The sequence below is a fragment of the Clostridium sp. AF27-5AA genome, assembly GCF_003478415.1.
GTDB lineage: Bacteria > Bacillota > Clostridia > Lachnospirales > Lachnospiraceae > Otoolea > Otoolea fessa.
Window position 1 is genome coordinate 84,126 of the sequence record NZ_QUFH01000004.1, and the last position, 17,138, is coordinate 101,263.

At 47.9% G+C, this 17,138-nt stretch carries 15 protein-coding genes and 4 tRNA genes; 2 read left to right on the plus strand and 17 right to left on the minus strand.

Annotation, left to right across the window (positions count from 1 at the left end; all coding sequences use genetic code 11):
* Position 1 precedes the first annotated feature (1 nt).
* The 7 genes from DWY89_RS05820 to DWY89_RS05850 form a co-directional block, all read right to left on the minus strand.
* Positions 2-1,009 carry a deoxyguanosinetriphosphate triphosphohydrolase gene (locus tag DWY89_RS05820; protein ID WP_117795145.1) on the minus strand — a complete coding sequence of 336 codons (1,008 nt, stop codon included), beginning with the start codon at positions 1,007-1,009 and terminating at the stop codon, positions 2-4.
* A 324-nt stretch (positions 1,010-1,333) separates the two neighbouring features.
* The gene (locus DWY89_RS05825; RefSeq protein WP_022359691.1) at positions 1,334-3,016 is read right to left on the minus strand and encodes a carbon starvation protein A; all 1,683 of its coding nucleotides are present in this window, start codon (positions 3,014-3,016) and stop codon (positions 1,334-1,336) included.
* Positions 3,017-3,278: 262 nt separating this feature from the next.
* Positions 3,279-5,036, minus strand: a complete 1,758-nt coding sequence (locus tag DWY89_RS05830; protein WP_118492128.1) for a S8 family peptidase — start codon at positions 5,034-5,036, stop codon at positions 3,279-3,281.
* A gap of 99 nt (positions 5,037-5,135) precedes the next feature.
* Positions 5,136-5,219 (minus strand) — tRNA-Leu (locus DWY89_RS05835).
* A 4-nt stretch (positions 5,220-5,223) separates the two neighbouring features.
* Positions 5,224-5,307: transfer RNA gene (locus tag DWY89_RS05840), tRNA-Leu, on the minus strand.
* A gap of 166 nt (positions 5,308-5,473) precedes the next feature.
* Positions 5,474-5,557, minus strand: a tRNA-Leu gene (locus DWY89_RS05845).
* Between the two features lie 4 nt (positions 5,558-5,561).
* Positions 5,562-5,645 (minus strand) — tRNA-Leu (locus tag DWY89_RS05850).
* A 487-nt stretch (positions 5,646-6,132) separates the two neighbouring features.
* Between DWY89_RS05850 and ychF the strand changes: the two genes are divergently transcribed.
* Positions 6,133-7,230, plus strand: a complete 1,098-nt coding sequence (gene ychF / locus DWY89_RS05855; protein WP_117795141.1) for a redox-regulated ATPase YchF — start codon at positions 6,133-6,135, stop codon at positions 7,228-7,230.
* Between the two features lie 328 nt (positions 7,231-7,558).
* Here the strand turns inward: ychF and DWY89_RS05860 are convergent, their stop codons facing one another.
* Positions 7,559-8,170: a class I SAM-dependent methyltransferase gene (locus DWY89_RS05860; RefSeq protein WP_118482205.1), complete on the minus strand. Its 612-nt coding sequence runs from the start codon at positions 8,168-8,170 to the stop codon at positions 7,559-7,561.
* Between the two features lie 53 nt (positions 8,171-8,223).
* The gene (locus tag DWY89_RS05865; protein ID WP_107001555.1) at positions 8,224-8,445 is read right to left on the minus strand and encodes a peptidase M50; all 222 of its coding nucleotides are present in this window, start codon (positions 8,443-8,445) and stop codon (positions 8,224-8,226) included.
* Between the two features lie 293 nt (positions 8,446-8,738).
* Here DWY89_RS05865 and DWY89_RS05870 point away from each other — a divergent pair, with 293 nt between their 5' ends.
* The gene (locus tag DWY89_RS05870; protein WP_117795137.1) at positions 8,739-9,182 is read left to right on the plus strand and encodes a hypothetical protein; all 444 of its coding nucleotides are present in this window, start codon (positions 8,739-8,741) and stop codon (positions 9,180-9,182) included.
* A gap of 150 nt (positions 9,183-9,332) precedes the next feature.
* Here the strand turns inward: DWY89_RS05870 and DWY89_RS05875 are convergent, their stop codons facing one another.
* The 8 genes from DWY89_RS05875 to DWY89_RS05910 all read right to left on the minus strand — a co-directional run bounded on the left by DWY89_RS05875 (position 9,333) and on the right by DWY89_RS05910 (position 17,131).
* On the minus strand, positions 9,333-10,124 hold the full coding sequence (locus DWY89_RS05875; protein WP_022359780.1) for an RnfABCDGE type electron transport complex subunit B: 792 nt from the start codon (positions 10,122-10,124) through the stop codon (positions 9,333-9,335).
* Positions 10,125-10,139: 15 nt separating this feature from the next.
* Positions 10,140-10,715, minus strand: coding sequence for an RnfABCDGE type electron transport complex subunit A (locus tag DWY89_RS05880; RefSeq protein WP_107001556.1), 576 nt, complete (start codon positions 10,713-10,715; stop codon positions 10,140-10,142).
* Positions 10,715-11,416: an electron transport complex subunit E gene (locus DWY89_RS05885; RefSeq protein WP_022359778.1), complete on the minus strand. Its 702-nt coding sequence runs from the start codon at positions 11,414-11,416 to the stop codon at positions 10,715-10,717. Before DWY89_RS05885 ends, DWY89_RS05880 begins: the two co-directional genes overlap by 1 nt.
* A gap of 14 nt (positions 11,417-11,430) precedes the next feature.
* A complete protein-coding gene (locus DWY89_RS05890; protein ID WP_022359777.1) occupies positions 11,431-12,039 on the minus strand; it encodes an RnfABCDGE type electron transport complex subunit G in 609 nt (202 codons plus the stop codon).
* Positions 12,039-12,980, minus strand: coding sequence for an RnfABCDGE type electron transport complex subunit D (locus DWY89_RS05895; protein ID WP_118523599.1), 942 nt, complete (start codon positions 12,978-12,980; stop codon positions 12,039-12,041). Before DWY89_RS05895 ends, DWY89_RS05890 begins: the two co-directional genes overlap by 1 nt.
* Before the next feature lie 13 nt (positions 12,981-12,993).
* Entirely contained in the window at positions 12,994-14,319 is a 1,326-nt protein-coding gene (rsxC, locus tag DWY89_RS05900; protein ID WP_107001559.1) for an electron transport complex subunit RsxC, read from the minus strand.
* 375 nt (positions 14,320-14,694) lie between these two features.
* Positions 14,695-16,065: a sodium-dependent transporter gene (locus DWY89_RS05905; RefSeq protein ID WP_107001560.1), complete on the minus strand. Its 1,371-nt coding sequence runs from the start codon at positions 16,063-16,065 to the stop codon at positions 14,695-14,697.
* 169 nt (positions 16,066-16,234) lie between these two features.
* Positions 16,235-17,131, minus strand: a complete 897-nt coding sequence (locus DWY89_RS05910; protein ID WP_118523600.1) for a ribokinase — start codon at positions 17,129-17,131, stop codon at positions 16,235-16,237.
* Positions 17,132-17,138: the final 7 nt, after the last annotated feature.

Below are 17,138 nucleotides of genomic sequence, written 5' to 3' on the forward strand. Positions count from 1 at the left end.
CTTATACGCTCCAGGCTTTCGGAATAAACAATTCCTTAAACCGGTCAATCGCGTAAATATCTGTCATACCCGCGATATAATCGCATACCGCGCGCTCTTTCGTCTCATTTCTTATCTCCATAATCCGGTGGGATTCTTCCGGAAGTTCCTCCGGATGCGCCATATAATATCCATACAGCATCTCGATCATCTGCTGTGCGCGCCCTTCCTCCGCTTTCGCAATCCCGTCATGGTAGACATGGTCAAACATCCAGCGGCGCAGCCCGTGCATCGCCTCCTCGCGTTCCGGTGACATCGCCACCTCCGGCTTGTCCTGGCTGTGCTCGATGATGTCGTGGATCATGATATTCAGCCGCTCATGCACACTGTTTCCCAGAATGTCCGTGTACTCCCGCGGCAAATCCTCTTCCTTCATGATCTTTCCCCGGATCGCATCATCTATATCATGGTTTATGTAGGCAATTTTATCTGAAAGCCGCACAACATTCCCTTCCAGCGTCGCCGGATGACCGCTCGTCCGGTGGTTCAGGATCCCGTTGCGAACCTCCCAGGTCAGGTTCAGCCCCTGCCCCTTCTGCTCCAGCACCTCCACAATGCGGACACTCTGCTGATAATGCGCGAACCCCTCGCTGCAGAGCCGGTTGAGCACCGCCTCCCCCGAATGACCAAACGGCGTATGTCCCAGATCGTGCCCCAGCGCGATCGCCTCCGCCAGAGACTCATTCAGCCGCAGCGCTTTCGCGATCGTGCGCGCTATCTGCGATACTTCCAGCGTGTGCGTCAGGCGCGTCCGGTAATGGTCGCCCTCCGGCGCCAGAAAAACCTGCGTTTTCTGTTTCAGACGCCGGAACGATTTGCTGTGCAGAATACGGTCGCGATCGCGCTGATACTCTGGCCGGATGTCGCAGAGCGGTTCTTTCCGCTCCCGTCCCCGTGTATTCGCACTCAGCGACGCATACGGACTCAGGGTTTCCTGTTCCCATTTTTCGATCGTTTCTCTGATATTCATCCAGATCCCACCTTTATTCAGAATAATTTACGGAATAAATTCGAAAGTTCGCCCATTATCTTATAATAATATCATATTTTTGTAATTTGGGACAGAGGTTTTCCATGGATTTTTGATCTTTTTCTATTTTCTTTTTTTATTTTATGTGGAAAGAAGGGGAATTATGACTACTTATTTCCATCTATTGAACAAAGGGGCTTAGAATGAAAAAGAGAAAACATCTGTTCTTTTGAATACAGACATCCTCTCTTTACTATCATACATACAAAACGTAACGGCTGTCCCTGATGGACCTCATCTACATTTTATTTTCACTTATTATTTTTACTTATCCGCTTTTTCAAGCAGTTTCTTGATACCCTGAATTGCTACTAATACACCCAGGATTAACAGCAGCACTGCAAATACAAGCTGCAGTGTATTTCCCAGATCCAGACCGGTCGTCATAAATGCGTTTGTGAGCTTTATGATGGTCATGCTCAGTGCAGTAAAGGTAACTGCCATCATGAACAGCATCGGCACCCAGAGCATCCAGCCCTGACGCTTGGTTTTCTTTAAGAATACTGCACAAGCTACAAGAGCAAGTACCGATAACAGCTGGTTTGCAGAACCGAATAACGGCCAGATCTCTGCATAGCCAACCTTGGTAAGCAGGTACGCGAGTACCAGTGTGATGATGGTTGCAAAATATTTATTGGTTACTACTTTTACAAACGGGCTCATATTTTCCTCGTCTGTATCCGAATCCATGAAAAATTCCTGGAACGACAGACGTCCTACCCGGGCAACCGAATCCAGGGAAGTCAGTGCAAATGCAGATACCGCCAGGTTGATTAATGTAAATACAAGCGAATGCGGCAGACCAACTACGGAAAGAAAGTTTGCGATCGCGCCTGCAAAAATCTGCGGCTGGGTGGTAAGTCCCTGTGCTGCTGCCTCGCCATCTGCAAAGGAAGCAACTGCAATCAGTGCGATGATAGCAAGCATACTCTCCATCAGCATTGCGCCAAACGAAACCGGAAGCATGTTCTTTTCATTTTTGATCTGTTTAGATGCAGTACCGGAAGATACCAGAGAATGGAAACCGGAAACTGCGCCACAGGCAATCGTTACAAATAAAATCGGGAACATATACTGTCCATTTACATTAAAGCTTGTAAACGGTTTCAAATTACATGCCGGATTGGCCACAAATACACCGATAACTGCACCGACGATCATAAAGATCAGCAGATAGCTGTTCAGATAATCACGCGGCTGAAGCAGCGCCCATACCGGAGCGACACTGGCAATCAGAATGTACACAAAGATAATAATATGCCAGGTTCCAAGATCGACATAGACCGGGAAATTCAGTCCCAGTGCGATCGCTGCCACCAGTAATAAAATAGCGACGGCTGTGTTGATCCATTTGTTGAATTTGGTATATTTGAGGAAATATCCAAGTGCAACTGCCTCGATGATAAATAACATAGAAGTAGTTGCAACGGCTCCATTTGCCGCTATCTTTGTGACAGCACCTGCCTCATCGACCGTAAATCCCTTAAATGTTCCCGCTACAACGTCTGCAAACGCTGCAACAACCAGAATACAGAACAGCCAGCAGAATAAAAGGAATAATTTCTTTCCTAATTTTCCAATGTACTCTTCGATGATGTATCCGATTGTTCGTCCCTTATTTTTGACAGACGCATACATGGATGCAAAATCCTGAACGGCGCCGAAAAATACGCCGCCGATTAAAATCCAAAGCAGGACCGGAAGCCAGCCAAAAATTGCCGCCTGGATCGGACCATTGATCGGACCCGCACCGGCGATCGACGCGAACTGATGACCAAACACAACGTTTGTATCAGCCGGTACATAATCAACACCGTCCTCCATCTCATATGCCGGAGTTTTGGCATTCGGATCGATGCCCCACTTATTCTGGAGATAACGCCCGTACAGGAGGTATGCTCCTCCCAGAACAACGATGGCGATTATCATCATCATTACTCCACTCATAGTTAAACCTCTTTCCTTTGTTTATTTATAAAAAAACGCCTCTGCTATCCAGTCGGATAACAAAGGCGAATTTTCTATCCCAACAGCTTTCCCGATCCATCCAGTGACTCTCTGTATTTCCGTTCTTTTATGTCTTTCCATGCTCATTGCATTTTATATCATGTAAATTATACTCTTTTGAGCGGAAAATTCAATTAACACTTTAAATATAATTTACAATTTCATTTATTGTTTTTTGTGCACCTTGCACTTCCTATTGTTTTTACAACGGGAAACTTCGCTCCAGACACAATGCCCCATACCCTACCCGCTCATTCGGATATACCGTCTCCCCCGGCAGACTCCGCGCCCCGCGGATGAGATATGCTTTCAGCTTCTCCCCATACAGGTAGGGATCGTTCCCATTTACAATCCCCCATTGCATCATCAGCGCCGCCGATCCGGTCACAAATGGAGCGGCAAAGGAAGTTCCTGTCACCGCCTCATATCCGCCGCCTGCGCGGGCGGTGATGATATTTACACCAGGTGCCACCAGCTCTGGTTTGATCGGATGCCCCAATCTTGCAAATCCACGACCGGAAAAATCTGCATACGCCTGCGTGGCGTCATCGTACGCCCCCACCGAGATCGCCCGGCTGGCGGTCGATGGGATTGTCAGCGTCGTGTCCGGCGATGCCGTCAAAAAACGTGTTTCCCTGTTCAGTGCCATGCCCGCTGGCAGCCACAGATCATACTGACCATCCCGTATTTCTTCTGGAATCAGACGGATTTTCCAGAGCCCGTCCTGAATGTAGCTTCCTTTTGGAATCAAATCCAGATAAATCTCCTGCGCCTGACTGTATGGACTCGGCATCCCATAATATAGAAGAATCTCTTCCGTCTCATAGGAAAGCCGCTGTGCTCCCAACGATTCCCGGATCAGCCCGGTGCTGCTGCCGCCCGGGCTGAAAATTTCTACTGAAAACCGGTCCTGATACAATTTCCATAGCTGCACACCGAAGCCCGTCTGATATTCCCCCACTGCAAGCTCTATCTCCACCGGACGTCCCATCTGCAGAAATCCCGCCCGGTGTCCCATGCTGTATCCTTCATTTCCGGTTCCCACGATGATGGAAGTCCGCCCCCGCTCTGCCATCGAATTTAGATACGTCTCCAGCAGGCTGGTTCCGTCATGAGAACCGTAGGTATTTCCAAAGCTCAGATTCACCGCCACCGGCATCCGCCATTCCTGTGCGATTCCCACCACATAGTCCAACGCCCGCATCAGCTCTGTTGTCCTGGGAAATGAATCCGCAAGCGGCGTTCCAAGCTTCACGACCAGAAGTTCACTCTCCCAGGCTACTCCCCGGTAGTGTCCGCCGCCCTCCCAGCCATTTCCGGCTGCAATCGCCGCAACTGCCGTCCCGTGCCCACTCACATCCCGCGACTGGACGATCTCGTAAGCGCGTTCCCGGCTGCCCGCCTCCAATGCCCGGTTGAGCTCCTCCCGCGTATAAATCCGGTTCTGCTCCTGATCCCAAAGTGCGGCGATGCGCGTCGTTCCATCTGCGTTTCGAAAGTCCGGATGGAAATAATCGATTCCGGAGTCGATGATGGCAGTCAATGTGCCTCGACCACTTAAATCAGCATCTCTGCCATACACGTTTTGAGAGACTTGATTTCCGCTCTGCACCGGCGCAATACAGGTATCCCGAATCGCCCGGTTCACCTCAAAATAAAGACGCTTCGGCTTTTCTATATACTCAACCTGTGATAATCCTGCCAGATCATCCACCTGCGATTCAGGGAGCCGCACAATCGCGTAGCCGCCGGAAAGTGGATAAATTTCCGCCTGCGGCAGCTGTTCCTGCAACTTTTCCACAGTTCCATTATATTGAATGATTAATTCCCAGCGTTTCGTATTCTGGTCGTATCCCATCTGAAGTGCCGGGGACTTTTCCCGTTCCGCTTCTGTCGCATCCAAAGATAAGTTTAAAAGGTTTTCTTTTTTCTGGCTCTTGCCATTCACTAATTCACTCATTTTACAGTTTATGCTTATATGGCAAATCCCAGCATCATATTCTATCTATTTTTTTAACAAAACAAAACCCGGTACATCTCTGTACCGGGCTATCGATCATGCAGAAGAAGGGACTTGAACCCTCATGATGTTGCCATCACACGGACCTGAACCGTGCGCGTCTGCCAATTCCGCCACTTCTGCTTACTGCGGGAGATGGGACTTGAACCCACACGAGCATACACCCACAAGATCCTTAGTCTTGCCTGTCTGCCAATTCCAGCACTCCCGCTTACTGTTTTTCAATTTTCTCTGTCCGATGATTTTCTCACCGACAAAGAGTAGTATAGCACAATTTCATTTGAATTGCAAGCCTGTTTTCCGCAAATTTATATCTGAATTTATTGAATCAGAGTATAGCAAAAACCCGGCACATCTCTGTACCGGGCTATCAGGCATGCAGAAGAAGGGACTTGAACCCTCATGATGTTGCCATCACACGGACCTGAACCGTGCGCGTCTGCCAATTCCGCCACTTCTGCTTACTGCGGGAGATGGGACTTGAACCCACACGAGCATACACCCACAAGATCCTTAGTCTTGCCTGTCTGCCAATTCCAGCACTCCCGCTTACTGCTTTTTATTTTTGCCTGTCGAGTGAGTCACTCACTGACGAAGCTTAGTATAGCACAGGCGCTCCGCGAATGCAAGCATTTTTTTGTTTTTTTTATTTTTTTTTATTTGTTCTAATTATTCCTATATTTTTATAGTTTCTTTCTACTGCAAAATCATGTATTTCAGCCCTATCCTACCACTCCGCAGCTCCCTTAAAAAATCCTTTCTTACTTCTTAAACAGGAAAATAGACAACCATTACACATTTCTGGTTACTGTTCACGCATACGTGTCCAGTAACCATTTCTGCATTCCTATAGCCACAAAATGTCTCCTTTGAGATTGAAAAAGCGCTGTCTTTCTGCTATAATACATAGTTGCATTGATTTCTTTCATTAAAATTAAGAAACATTACAAAAAGGGCGTAAAAAGGCGCAATAAGAAACCGAAAGAAAGGCGGAAATCCTGATAAGCAAAGGATTTTCGGATAGGTAAATCATAAAATGAAATTAGGTATCGTAGGTCTGCCAAACGTAGGCAAAAGTACACTGTTTAATTCTCTGACCAAGGCTGGCGCTGAGTCTGCCAATTACCCGTTCTGTACCATCGATCCGAACGTCGGTGTCGTACCGGTTCCAGATCCGCGTCTGGGTCAGTTAGCAGCTCTTTATAATTCTGCCAAAATCACTCCGGCTGTAATTGAGTTCGTTGATATCGCTGGTCTGGTAAAGGGCGCTTCCAAGGGCGAAGGTCTTGGTAACCAGTTCCTTGCCAATATCCGTGAGGTAGACGCGATCGTACACGTTGTCCGTTGCTTTGAGGATCCAAATGTTATCCATGTAGACGGCAGCGTCAATCCGCTCCGCGATATCGAAACCATCAACCTGGAGCTTATCTTCTCCGATATGGAGGTTCTGGAACGCCGTATCGCCAAGACGACCAAGAGTGCCATGGGAAATAAGGCTCTGGCCAAAGAACTGGAAACTTTAAAGAAACTGTATGCTCACCTGGAAGATGGCAAACTGGCAAAAAGCTTTGAGCCGGAGGATGAGGATGAACTCGCGTTCATCAATACGCTGGATCTCTTAACCTGGAAACCGGTTATCTTCGCTGCCAACGTATCCGAGGATGATCTGGCAGATGACGGTGCTTCCAATGAATATGTAAAACAGGTTCGCGAATTTGCAGCTGAGAACGACAGCGAGGTATTTGTTATCTGCGCCCAGATTGAGCAGGAGATCGCTGAGTTAGATGAAGATGAGAAGAAAATGTTCCTCGAAGATCTCGGTCTGACTGAATCCGGTCTTGAAAAACTGATTGCAGCCAGCTACCGCATTCTTGGCCTTATCAGCTACCTGACTGCCGGTGAAACTGAGACCCGTGCATGGACCATCAAAGTCGGCACCAAAGCACCGCAAGCAGCTGGAAAAATCCACTCCGATTTTGAGCGTGGCTTCATCAAAGCTGAGGTAGTCAACTATCAGGATCTCTTAGACTGCGGTTCCTATAATGCAGCCAGAGAAAAAGGGTTGGTACGCATGGAGGGCAAGGACTACGTGGTAAAGGACGGCGATGTCGTACTCTTCCGCTTCAATGTTTAATATCGTGTCATAAAATCTCAGAAGCTGCCATCCGCTGATCAGATTCCCTTTTCGTAGATTTGGGGGAGGGGTATCCTCTCAAAGCATATCAACGGATGGCAGCTCTTTTTATTTCTCCCTTTTTACAAAAGTGTGTCTGATGCATACTAACTCATAATTATACGAAACACCACTCTTTTATTCATTTTCTATTCATTTCTGGCTAATGGGTATTCATTTTTACTCTAAGTTGTCGTGCAATTTATTAGATTTGAATTTTTGAAAGAGCCAGCACCTTGAATGGGCTGACTCTTTCAATGTCACCTGTAATTGACAAACTGGAATTTGGCTATTTCGTTGCAACAATACTTATCCAATGATTTTTTGCATTTGAATACGTTTTGATCTCTGTAAAACCCGCTTCTTTCAAAGCGGCAACAAGTTGTTTAGATGTGTAAATCTTCATACCATTGATCATCTTTGTCCATTTTTCATCTGCGGCATTCGTTCCGTCACTCTCGTTACAAATCAGGAATATGCCTTCGCTTTTTAGCACACGGTTGATCTCGGAAAAGCATTTTACTAATCCTGGCCAAAAGTAAACTGTTTCGAAGGCAGAAACATAATCAAAAGTCGCGCCAGAAAAGGGTATAGCAGATACATCTCCTTGAACTACATTACATTTCCCTTGTTTAATGGCGAGGGCGTTCAATTTTTGAGATTCTGCCACACTAACCTCAGAATAATCCATTCCTGTCACGTGGCCATTTCCACATCTATCAAGCCAGACCGCAATATTTGCTCCGCCGCCACAGCCGACGTCCAGAACTTCAGCATCAGACTTCGCGGAGATATTTGAGAATCCCCATTGCGATAATTTGGCGTGACCGCTGTTCATCATCTTCGTCATCAATTTTCCGCCGAAGCCTTGTGGCTTACGGGTATTTTCAAAAAATTTCATTACAGAATTCCTCCACAAATACCGGTTTTCTTAATTCGACAAACCGGTATTGCTCAATCGTTTTTCTCCGTTAGGAGAATATACAATCCATAAATAAAAAGAACAAGGAATAAAACCGTAGGAATCAATAATCCATTTTCTAAAATACTTACAATCATTCTTCCAGGTGGCGTTACCCATTCAGTTGCTGGATTTTGCATTGCCACTATTATCATTCCCACAATACCAACAACACCACTTAATGTTAAAAAACCACCTTTTATATTTCTACTCATAATCATTACCTCCTCGTTAAATACCGATTAGTATAACAGTAGTCTAACACATGTTGTTTAAAAATACTACAGCCAAGCTAATGTCTGTAATTTGCCCTAAAATTTCATTTTATGGAATTTGGACTACTTGATTTTCTAATCGCATACGCAATTTGTGAAATGTATCATTATACTGTTGATACATCAGACACACAAATGTAAATAGGGACTTTTATTTTTATAACAAATCATATTCTTTCATTTTCCCTCAAACCGTCTCATACACTGTACTAAACGAATTCCGGAGCTTTCTTATGAGTTCAAAAACAAAAATTGTCGTACTCCGCATGAAAGAGATTATTTATACTGCTATCTTTATCGGGCTGGGGCTTCTTCTCATCGCGCTTCTCCTCATCATGTTCCGTCCTGGAAGGAAGACACAGAGTGCTTCTGCCCCTGCTGCGGCTGGTATCCACTATCTGCCAGGCATGTACAGTTCTACCCTGACACTTGGCAGCCAGGCAGTCAATGTCGAAGTCACGGTTGATTCCACCCAAATCACCTCTGTTACCTGCCGTCCTTTAAGTGATTCCATCGAAACTATGTACCCGCTGCTCTCCCCTTCCGCTTCGCATCTCTCGGAGCAGATCGTGAGCACGCAGTCGCTTGAAAATCTCTCCTTTGAAAGCGGCAGCCAGTATACCTCACAGGCATTATTAAATGTGATACATACTGCATTAGCAAAAGCAATCCTTTAAATTTCGTATAGCATAACATCAAAAATTTCAAAGAACACCTTCATCGGATGCTTTAGAAAAGCACCTTATCTTTTAACCAAAAAAATCCGGCTGAACCATCTTTTCAAACGGTTCAACCGGACTTTTTATTTCCGTATTCTTTTACGTTATTTACTGAATAACCTTAACCGGGCACTTCGCTGCACAAGCTCCGCAGTTTACGCACTTCTCATAATCGATAACAGCTACGTTGTTATCCATATGGATTGCGTCAAACTTACACTGCTTGGTACACAGCGTACAGCCGATACAGCCAACCTGGCAGGCTGCCTTGACAGCCGGTCCACGATCGTGGGAGCTGCACTGTACCAGATGTTTTGCCTTGTACGGTACCAGGTCGATCAGGTGTTTCGGGCAGGCTGCCACGCAGGCACCACACGCTACACACTTCTCTTTGTCTACAACCGCTACGCCGTCTACCACGTGGATTGCATCGAATTTACATGCCTTCACACAGGTACCGAAACCGGTACAGCCGTAAGAACATGCCTTTGCACCGCCACCCGGTACAACGGATGCCTTCGCACAGTCCTCGATACCATGGTACTCGTATTGTACTTTTGTCTTGTCGCAGGTACCTTTACATTTAACGAAAGCTACCTTCTTCTCAGAGGAACCAGCCTCTACGCCCATGATAGCAGCGATCTTCTCGCCAACCGGAGCACCGCCGACCGGGCAGGCATTAACCGGAGCTTTGCCCTCTGCGATGGCCTTTGCAAGACCATCACAGCCCGGGTAACCACAGCCACCGCAGTTGTTGCCTGGCAGCTCTTCACGAACAGCTGCCTCTTTTTCATCTACTTCAACTTTAAATTTCGCGCCGAACAGACCCAGACCGACACCAACGATGATGCCGACTGCCGCGATCACGACAGCAGCGATAATGATTGAATTCATATCCATTTTCGTCTCCTCCTTCTACAGTAATCCGGAAAATCCGAGAAATGCAATCGCCATCAGACCAGCCGTTACAAGTACGATAGGAGATCCCTGGAAGTTATACGGGATATCATTTCCCTCGATGTGCTCACGGATACCTGCCAGAAGCACGATGGAGATGGTATAACCAACGGCTGTACCAACACCATTTACCACACTCTGTAAAAATCCATATCCGTTCTGGACGTTTGTCAGGGCAACACCAAGAACGGCACAGTTTGTTGTAATCAGCGGAAGGAATACACCCAGCGCGTTATACAGGGAAACCATGCACTTCTTTAAGAACATCTCAACGATCTGAACCAGTGCTGCGATAACGAGAATGAAAACGATGGTTTTCAAGTAATCGATACCAAGCGGTGCCAGAACGAACTGATAAATCAAGTTTGCAACGATGGATGCGATGGTAATAACGAAGATAACCGCACCACCCATACCAGCTGCTGTTTCAACTTTTTTGGATACGCCGACGAAGGAGCAGATACCGAGGAACTGGCTCAGTACGACGTTGCTGACCAGCGCCGAGCTTATCGCAATAATAAGTAATTCTTTCATCACTTCTCCTCCTGTTCCTTCTTAACTTCTGCATCATGACCAGCACAGCTTAAGCAGTCGCCGCTGCAGCAGCCACCCTTCTTCTTCTCTTTTACGGAACCGTTTGTTGCACACGGCATCTTCAGACGATTCTGAAGAGCAGTCAGGCAAGCCAGTACGAAGAATGCACCCGGCGCCAGGATGAAGATTGAGATCGGCTGATAGGAAGCCGGCATAATCTGGATACCAAAGATAGTACCTGCACCCAGAAGCTCACGGAAAGAACCGATGAGTGCCAGAGCAACTGTAAATCCAAGTCCCATACCGATACCGTCAAATGCAGACAGGATCGGACCGTTCTTCATAGCATATGCCTCGGCACGGCCAAGGATGATACAGTTAACTACGATCAACGGAATGTAAAGTCCCAGGGAAGCATATAAGCTTGGAACGAAACCTTCCATCAACATATCTACGATGGTTACGAAGGATGCTACGACTACGATCTCTGCCGGCAGACGCACGCCGTCCGGAATGATCTTACGAAGCAATGCAATCAGAAAGTTCGCCGCAATCAGTACGGCGGTTGTCGAAAGTCCCATGCCGACACCGTTGATGGCGGAAGTGGTTACCGCCAGGGTCGGACACAGACCCAGCATCTGAACGAAAATCGGGTTTTCTTTCCAGATACCGTTATATAAGCGCTCTACATATTTATTCATAATCTTTCCACCTCCTACTGTGCCAGGCAGTTAGCCACGAAATAGATAGCTGCATCTGTCGCGTTGGTGACTGCCTTGGAAGTGATCGTTGCACCACTGATGGCTTCAATCTGATTATCTGCAGACGCGCCTGTCTTTGTAACTTCCAGGTTCTCAGCTTTCTTGCCGATAAACTGATCCTTGAAATCCGGTTCTTTGGCTCTCATACCAAGACCTGGCGTATCGCTGATGCTTAAGAAACCGATACCGGTCAGCTCGCCCTCGTTGGTGATACCAACTGCGATCTGCACGTTGCCGCCGTAGCTCTCTGCGGAGGTAGAGGTAATCAGGTAACCGATCTGGTTGCCGCTTGCATCCAGCGCTTCTTTTGCATCATTGATGGTAACTTTTCCAAATCCCCACTCAGAGATGCTGTCCGCTGCAGCAGTTACTGCGTCAGCCAGCTCCTGCGGTTCATCAAAGCTTGCCGCATCCGGGTAAACTTCCTGATAAGTTTTAGTAGCTGCTGCCTCCTGTGCCTGTGCAATCGGATCCAGCGTAATATCATGTACTGTTCCCAGACAGATACCAGCTACCAGAGTAATAACGAAAAGGATGATTGTATTTTTGATAATCTGGTTCATTATTTCTTCTGACCTCCTTTTCCAAATGCTGTCGGAAGCGTATAGCGCTCAATCAGCGGAACCAGCAGGTTGCTGAAGATGATCGCATAGGAAACGCCCTCCGGAGAAGCACCCCAGAGACGGAAGATTCCGGTTACGATTCCGAGGATCAGTCCGTATACGATCTGTCCCTTCGGAGTCAGAGGACTCGTTACATAATCGGTTGCCATAAAGAATGCACCGAAGATAAGACCACCTGCACAGATCTCACTGAGAGAATAGGTCAGGTTGAATCCGCCAAACAGGAATGTAAATACAAATACGGTTCCAATGTAAATCAGCGGAATAACCGGGCTGATAACTTTGCGGACTACCATGTAAATCGCACCAATCAGCAGGGCAATAACAGATACCTCACCGATAGTTCCCGGGATACGTCCGATTACCAGGGATGCCAGATCCACTGTCTCACCGGCTCTTAACTGTGCCAGCGGAGTTGCACCTGTCAGACTGTCAAATCCAAGCTTTTCGGATGAGAAGTTATTCATAAACAGAGCGAAGGAAGTCAGAAGGAAACATCTGGCTGCCAGTGCCGGGTTCATGAAGTTCTGTCCCAGACCACCGTAAAGCTGTTTTACAACGATGATTGCAAAGAATGCACCAAGAACCGGGATCCAAACCGGGATTTCCGGCGGCATATTCAGTGCAAGAATCATGCCGGTAACAACTGCACTGCCGTCCGAAATCGTAATCGGCTTGTGCATTAATTTCTCATAAAGATACTCGGCTGCCACACTGGCGATCACGGTAGCGATCAGAACCAGAAGTGCATTCATGCCGAACTGCCATACACCATAAACACTGGCAGGAATCATGGCGATCACAACGTCAAACATCAGGCGCTGTGTCGTAACTCCGTCACGAACGTGAGGTGATGACGATACTTTTAATAATTTTTCCATTTCTTCCCACCTCCTACTTTCTGCGGCTGGCTGCTACTGCCTTACGCATCTCTTTGAATGCCTGGGTCAGCGGCCGTCTTGCCGGACAAGCATATGCACAGCATCCGCACTCAACGCATTCCATGCCGTTTAAGCTCTGGAATTTCTCAAGGTCGTGAGCCGTAGATGCCTTCATCATCAGCGGAGGTACAAGATGCTCCGGACAAACGCCTACGCAGCGTCCGCAGCGGATACATGCTGACGGCTCCATCGCTGCTACCTGATCCTTGGTAAAGGTGGTCAGAGCAGATGAAGTCTTCGCTACCGGGAAGTCAAGGCTGAAAAGAGCCTGTCCCATCATAGGACCACCGGAAATCATCTTCTCCGGTTCCTGTTTAAAGCCGCCTGCTGCCTCTACCAGTCTCTGATAGTTGGTACCAAGGCGTACCTCAAAGTTCTGCGGCTCTGCAATGGCATCACCGGTTACCGTAATGATCTTGCGGATCAGCGGAGTTGTCTTGCATACTGCATTATAAATAGAAGCAACGGTATCAATATTGTCTACGATACAGCCTGCATCTGCCGGCAGCATGGAAGAATTGATCTCACGTCCTGTCACTGCATAGATAAGTGTACGCTCACCACCCTGCGGGTACTTGGTAAGCAGCGGACATACTTCGATTCTCGGCTCGTCCTTTACCATCTCCGTCAGCTTCTTGATAGCCTCCGGCTTGTTGTTCTCGATACCGATAACACCCTTCGCATTGTCAAACAGCTGAAGCATAACCTTCAGGCCGCCGATAATCTGCTCCGGACGCTCCATCATGGTACGATAGTCACTGGTTAAGTACGGCTCGCACTCTGCACCGTTGACGATAACGTAATCAATTGCGTTCTCATCTTTCGGAGTAAGCTTTACATGTGTCGGGAAACCAGCGCCGCCCAGGCCGACGATACCGGCATCCTTAACGATCTTACGGATCTCTTCTTTCGACAGCTTTGTTGCATCTCTGTCTGTTCCGAAGCCCTCAATCGCCTCTTCTTCACCGTCATTCTCCACCAGGATTGACTGAACCATTGCACCATTGGCAACCAGCTTGGACTCGATTCCCTTTACCGTACCGGAAACAGAACTGAGTACGTTTGCGGAAATAAATCCGCCTGCCTCTGCAATGATCTGGCCTTTCAGCACGTGATCGCCCTTCGCTACCAGTGGTTTCGCAGGTGCGCCAATGTGCTGGGACAGCGGATAAACCATGATCTCGCCCTGTAACGGTTCGAGAACCTTGATCGGCTTATCCTCAGACAGTTCTTTACCCTCATATGGATGAATGCCGCCTATAAATGTAGCCAAACCCATCAATTAAACCCTCTTTCTCTTACTAAATTTTCCTTCATCCTCCACCCATTCACCTCCCGTCAGATGCCTTTTCTGCCGAAATTGTGAAAATATTATCGGGCGTAGGAGCTAGAATCTACCGCGTATAGTATAACACAGGTAAAAAAAATTCACAATTGAAAAATGAATCTTCTGCCCCCTTCACTCTGTATAAAAATTAATACAAATGGTTATAATATAGCTTTTGTTTATACAGAATCAACAAAACTGTGTAAAAATCCCGTAAAACTTTCCCTTAAATACTATGTCAATAGCCTTGGCGAAAAAAGGAAAGTCCGGCGGAGTTTGCCTCTGCCGGACTTTCCTTTTTTCTCGTTACCTAAAGAGCTGCACAGTCTACTGGAAAAACTTACTCCAGTACCCCTGCACAAAAATAAACAGCACAATCAGTGGAATGACATATGTCACATACGCTCGCACCTGGCGCGGGAACTTCACGCCTTTTCCCTCATTTGCCTCCTTGAGAAAATTCTCAAATCCCCATCCATACCGGCTGGTACAGAACATCAGGTAAACGAGACTTCCGAGTGGAAGCAGGTTGTTGCTGACGATGAAATCCTCGAGATCCAACACGTTGCTGCCCTCTCCAAACGGCATGAAACCACTCCAGAGATTGAAACCCAGCACGCACGGAAGCGACAGGACCGCAATCACCACCAGATTGACGCAGACTGCCTTTTTGATCGAACAGCCAGTCAGATCCGTTGCAAAGGATACGATATTCTGGAATACCGCTGTGACCGTTGATGCCGCCGCAAAGGTCATAAAGACAAAGAACAGCGTGCCCCAGAAACGTCCGCCTGCCATGTGGTTAAATACATTCGGCAGCGTGATGAAGATCAGGCTTGGTCCCTGTCCTGCCTCGATACCGTAAGCCGCACACGCCGGGAAAATGATAAGTCCCGCCATAAACGCTACCAGCGTGTCAAGGACCAGTACATTGATCGCCTCGCCGGTCAGGCTGCGCTCTTTATCGATATAACTTCCAAAAATCGCCATCGCACCGATACCGATACTCAACGTGAAGAACGACTGTCCCAGCGCCGCAAATACGACCTTGCCGACACCAACCTCCTGAATCTTGCCAAAATCCGGCTTTAAGTAAAATTCAAGTCCCGGACGTCCGCCTTCCATCCGCACCGAATTGATTGCCAGCACAACCATCAGGAATAACAGGCAGACCATCATCATCTTTGTGATCTTCTCAACGCCGTTCTGGAGTCCCATCGCACAGATGGAAAAACAGAATACGACACAGAGCAGCATAAATACCGTCATCAGTCCCGGATTTGCCAGTACAGAGCCAAATTCCCCGGCTACACCGTCCGCATCCAGACCCACGAAATCGCCTTTCGCCATCTTGAACACATACAGCAGAAGCCATCCGGCTACCGTCGTATAAAACATCATCAGGACATAGTTGCCCGCCATCGCGAACCATTTTTCAAAATGCCACTTAGTACCCTTTGGCTCCAGCACATCAAATGAAAGCGCCGCACTCTTCTGGCTCGCTCTGCCGACCGAGTATTCCATAACGATGATCGGAAGACCTAAAAGCACCAGAAATGCCGCATAAATCAGTACAAACGCCGCGCCGCCATACTGACCGACGATGTACGGGAATCTCCACACATTTCCCAGACCGATCGCACAGCCCGCGGAAATCAGGATAAATCCCAGCCGAGAGGAAAAACGTTCTCTTCCCATTTCTACTTACCTTCTCCTTTTTTATTTCTACAGGCCCACACTGACAAGAGTCAGACGGGCGCAAAAAAGAGGCGCCTCCGCAAATCCCGGTACCAGCCCGAATTTCGGAAACGCCACCAAATGGTATTTTACTATATTCTGTTTTAAAAGACAAGTTTTCAGGTGCTTTTTATCCTTCAAACGTCTCGACTTCCTCCCGGTTCGGCACCGACGGAGCTGCTCCTGGGCGGGAAACGGCGATCGCTGCCGCTTTTGCCGCATGTTCCAGCGCCGTCTTCGGGTCTTCACCGAGCTGTAAACCGCCGATAAAATAACCGGTAAATGTATCGCCTGCCGCCGTCGTGTCCACAACCGGCACTTTATAGATTCCCTGACGAAGGACTGTGTCACCATCGCGGTACACGGAACCATCGCCGCCGAGTGTCAGGACAATCTTCGCCTCCGGGAACTGTTTTACCAGTCCGTTCATCAGCGCCTGCGGATCTTTGGTTGCCTCAATGCCGCAGATATCCGACGCCTCCACCTCATTTAATAAGAAGTAATCCACATATTCCAGCGGATAGGACAGGATCTTCGCATTCATCGGGGACGGATTCAGAACGATCTTCATGCCTTTTTCATGGGCTTTCTCCATGATATAGCCGATCTCGCTGATCTCATTCTGTAAAATCAGGAAATCGTCCGCCTCAAACTGTGTCAGGACGCGATCCACCATTTCCCCCGTGATCCGCTGGTTGGCACCGCCATACAGCAGAATGCAGTTCTGCCCTGCCGGATCTTTCTGGATGATCGCGTGTCCTGTCTGCCCGTCGAGATGCTCGATCAACTCCGTGTGGACGCCCGCCTTCTTCATCTGCTCGATAAGGAAATCTCCATCCCCGGCTCCGACAGCTCCGGCGTGCCATACGTCTGCGCCCGCCTTGCTCAGCGCGATCGACTGATTCAGCCCTTTGCCGCCGCTGAATACCTGCAGCGACTCGGAGGACATCGTCTCTCCCGCTCTTACAAAATGATCCACCTGATACGTATAATCAATATTCAGTGAACCAAAATTCAATACCTTCACTCTGCTC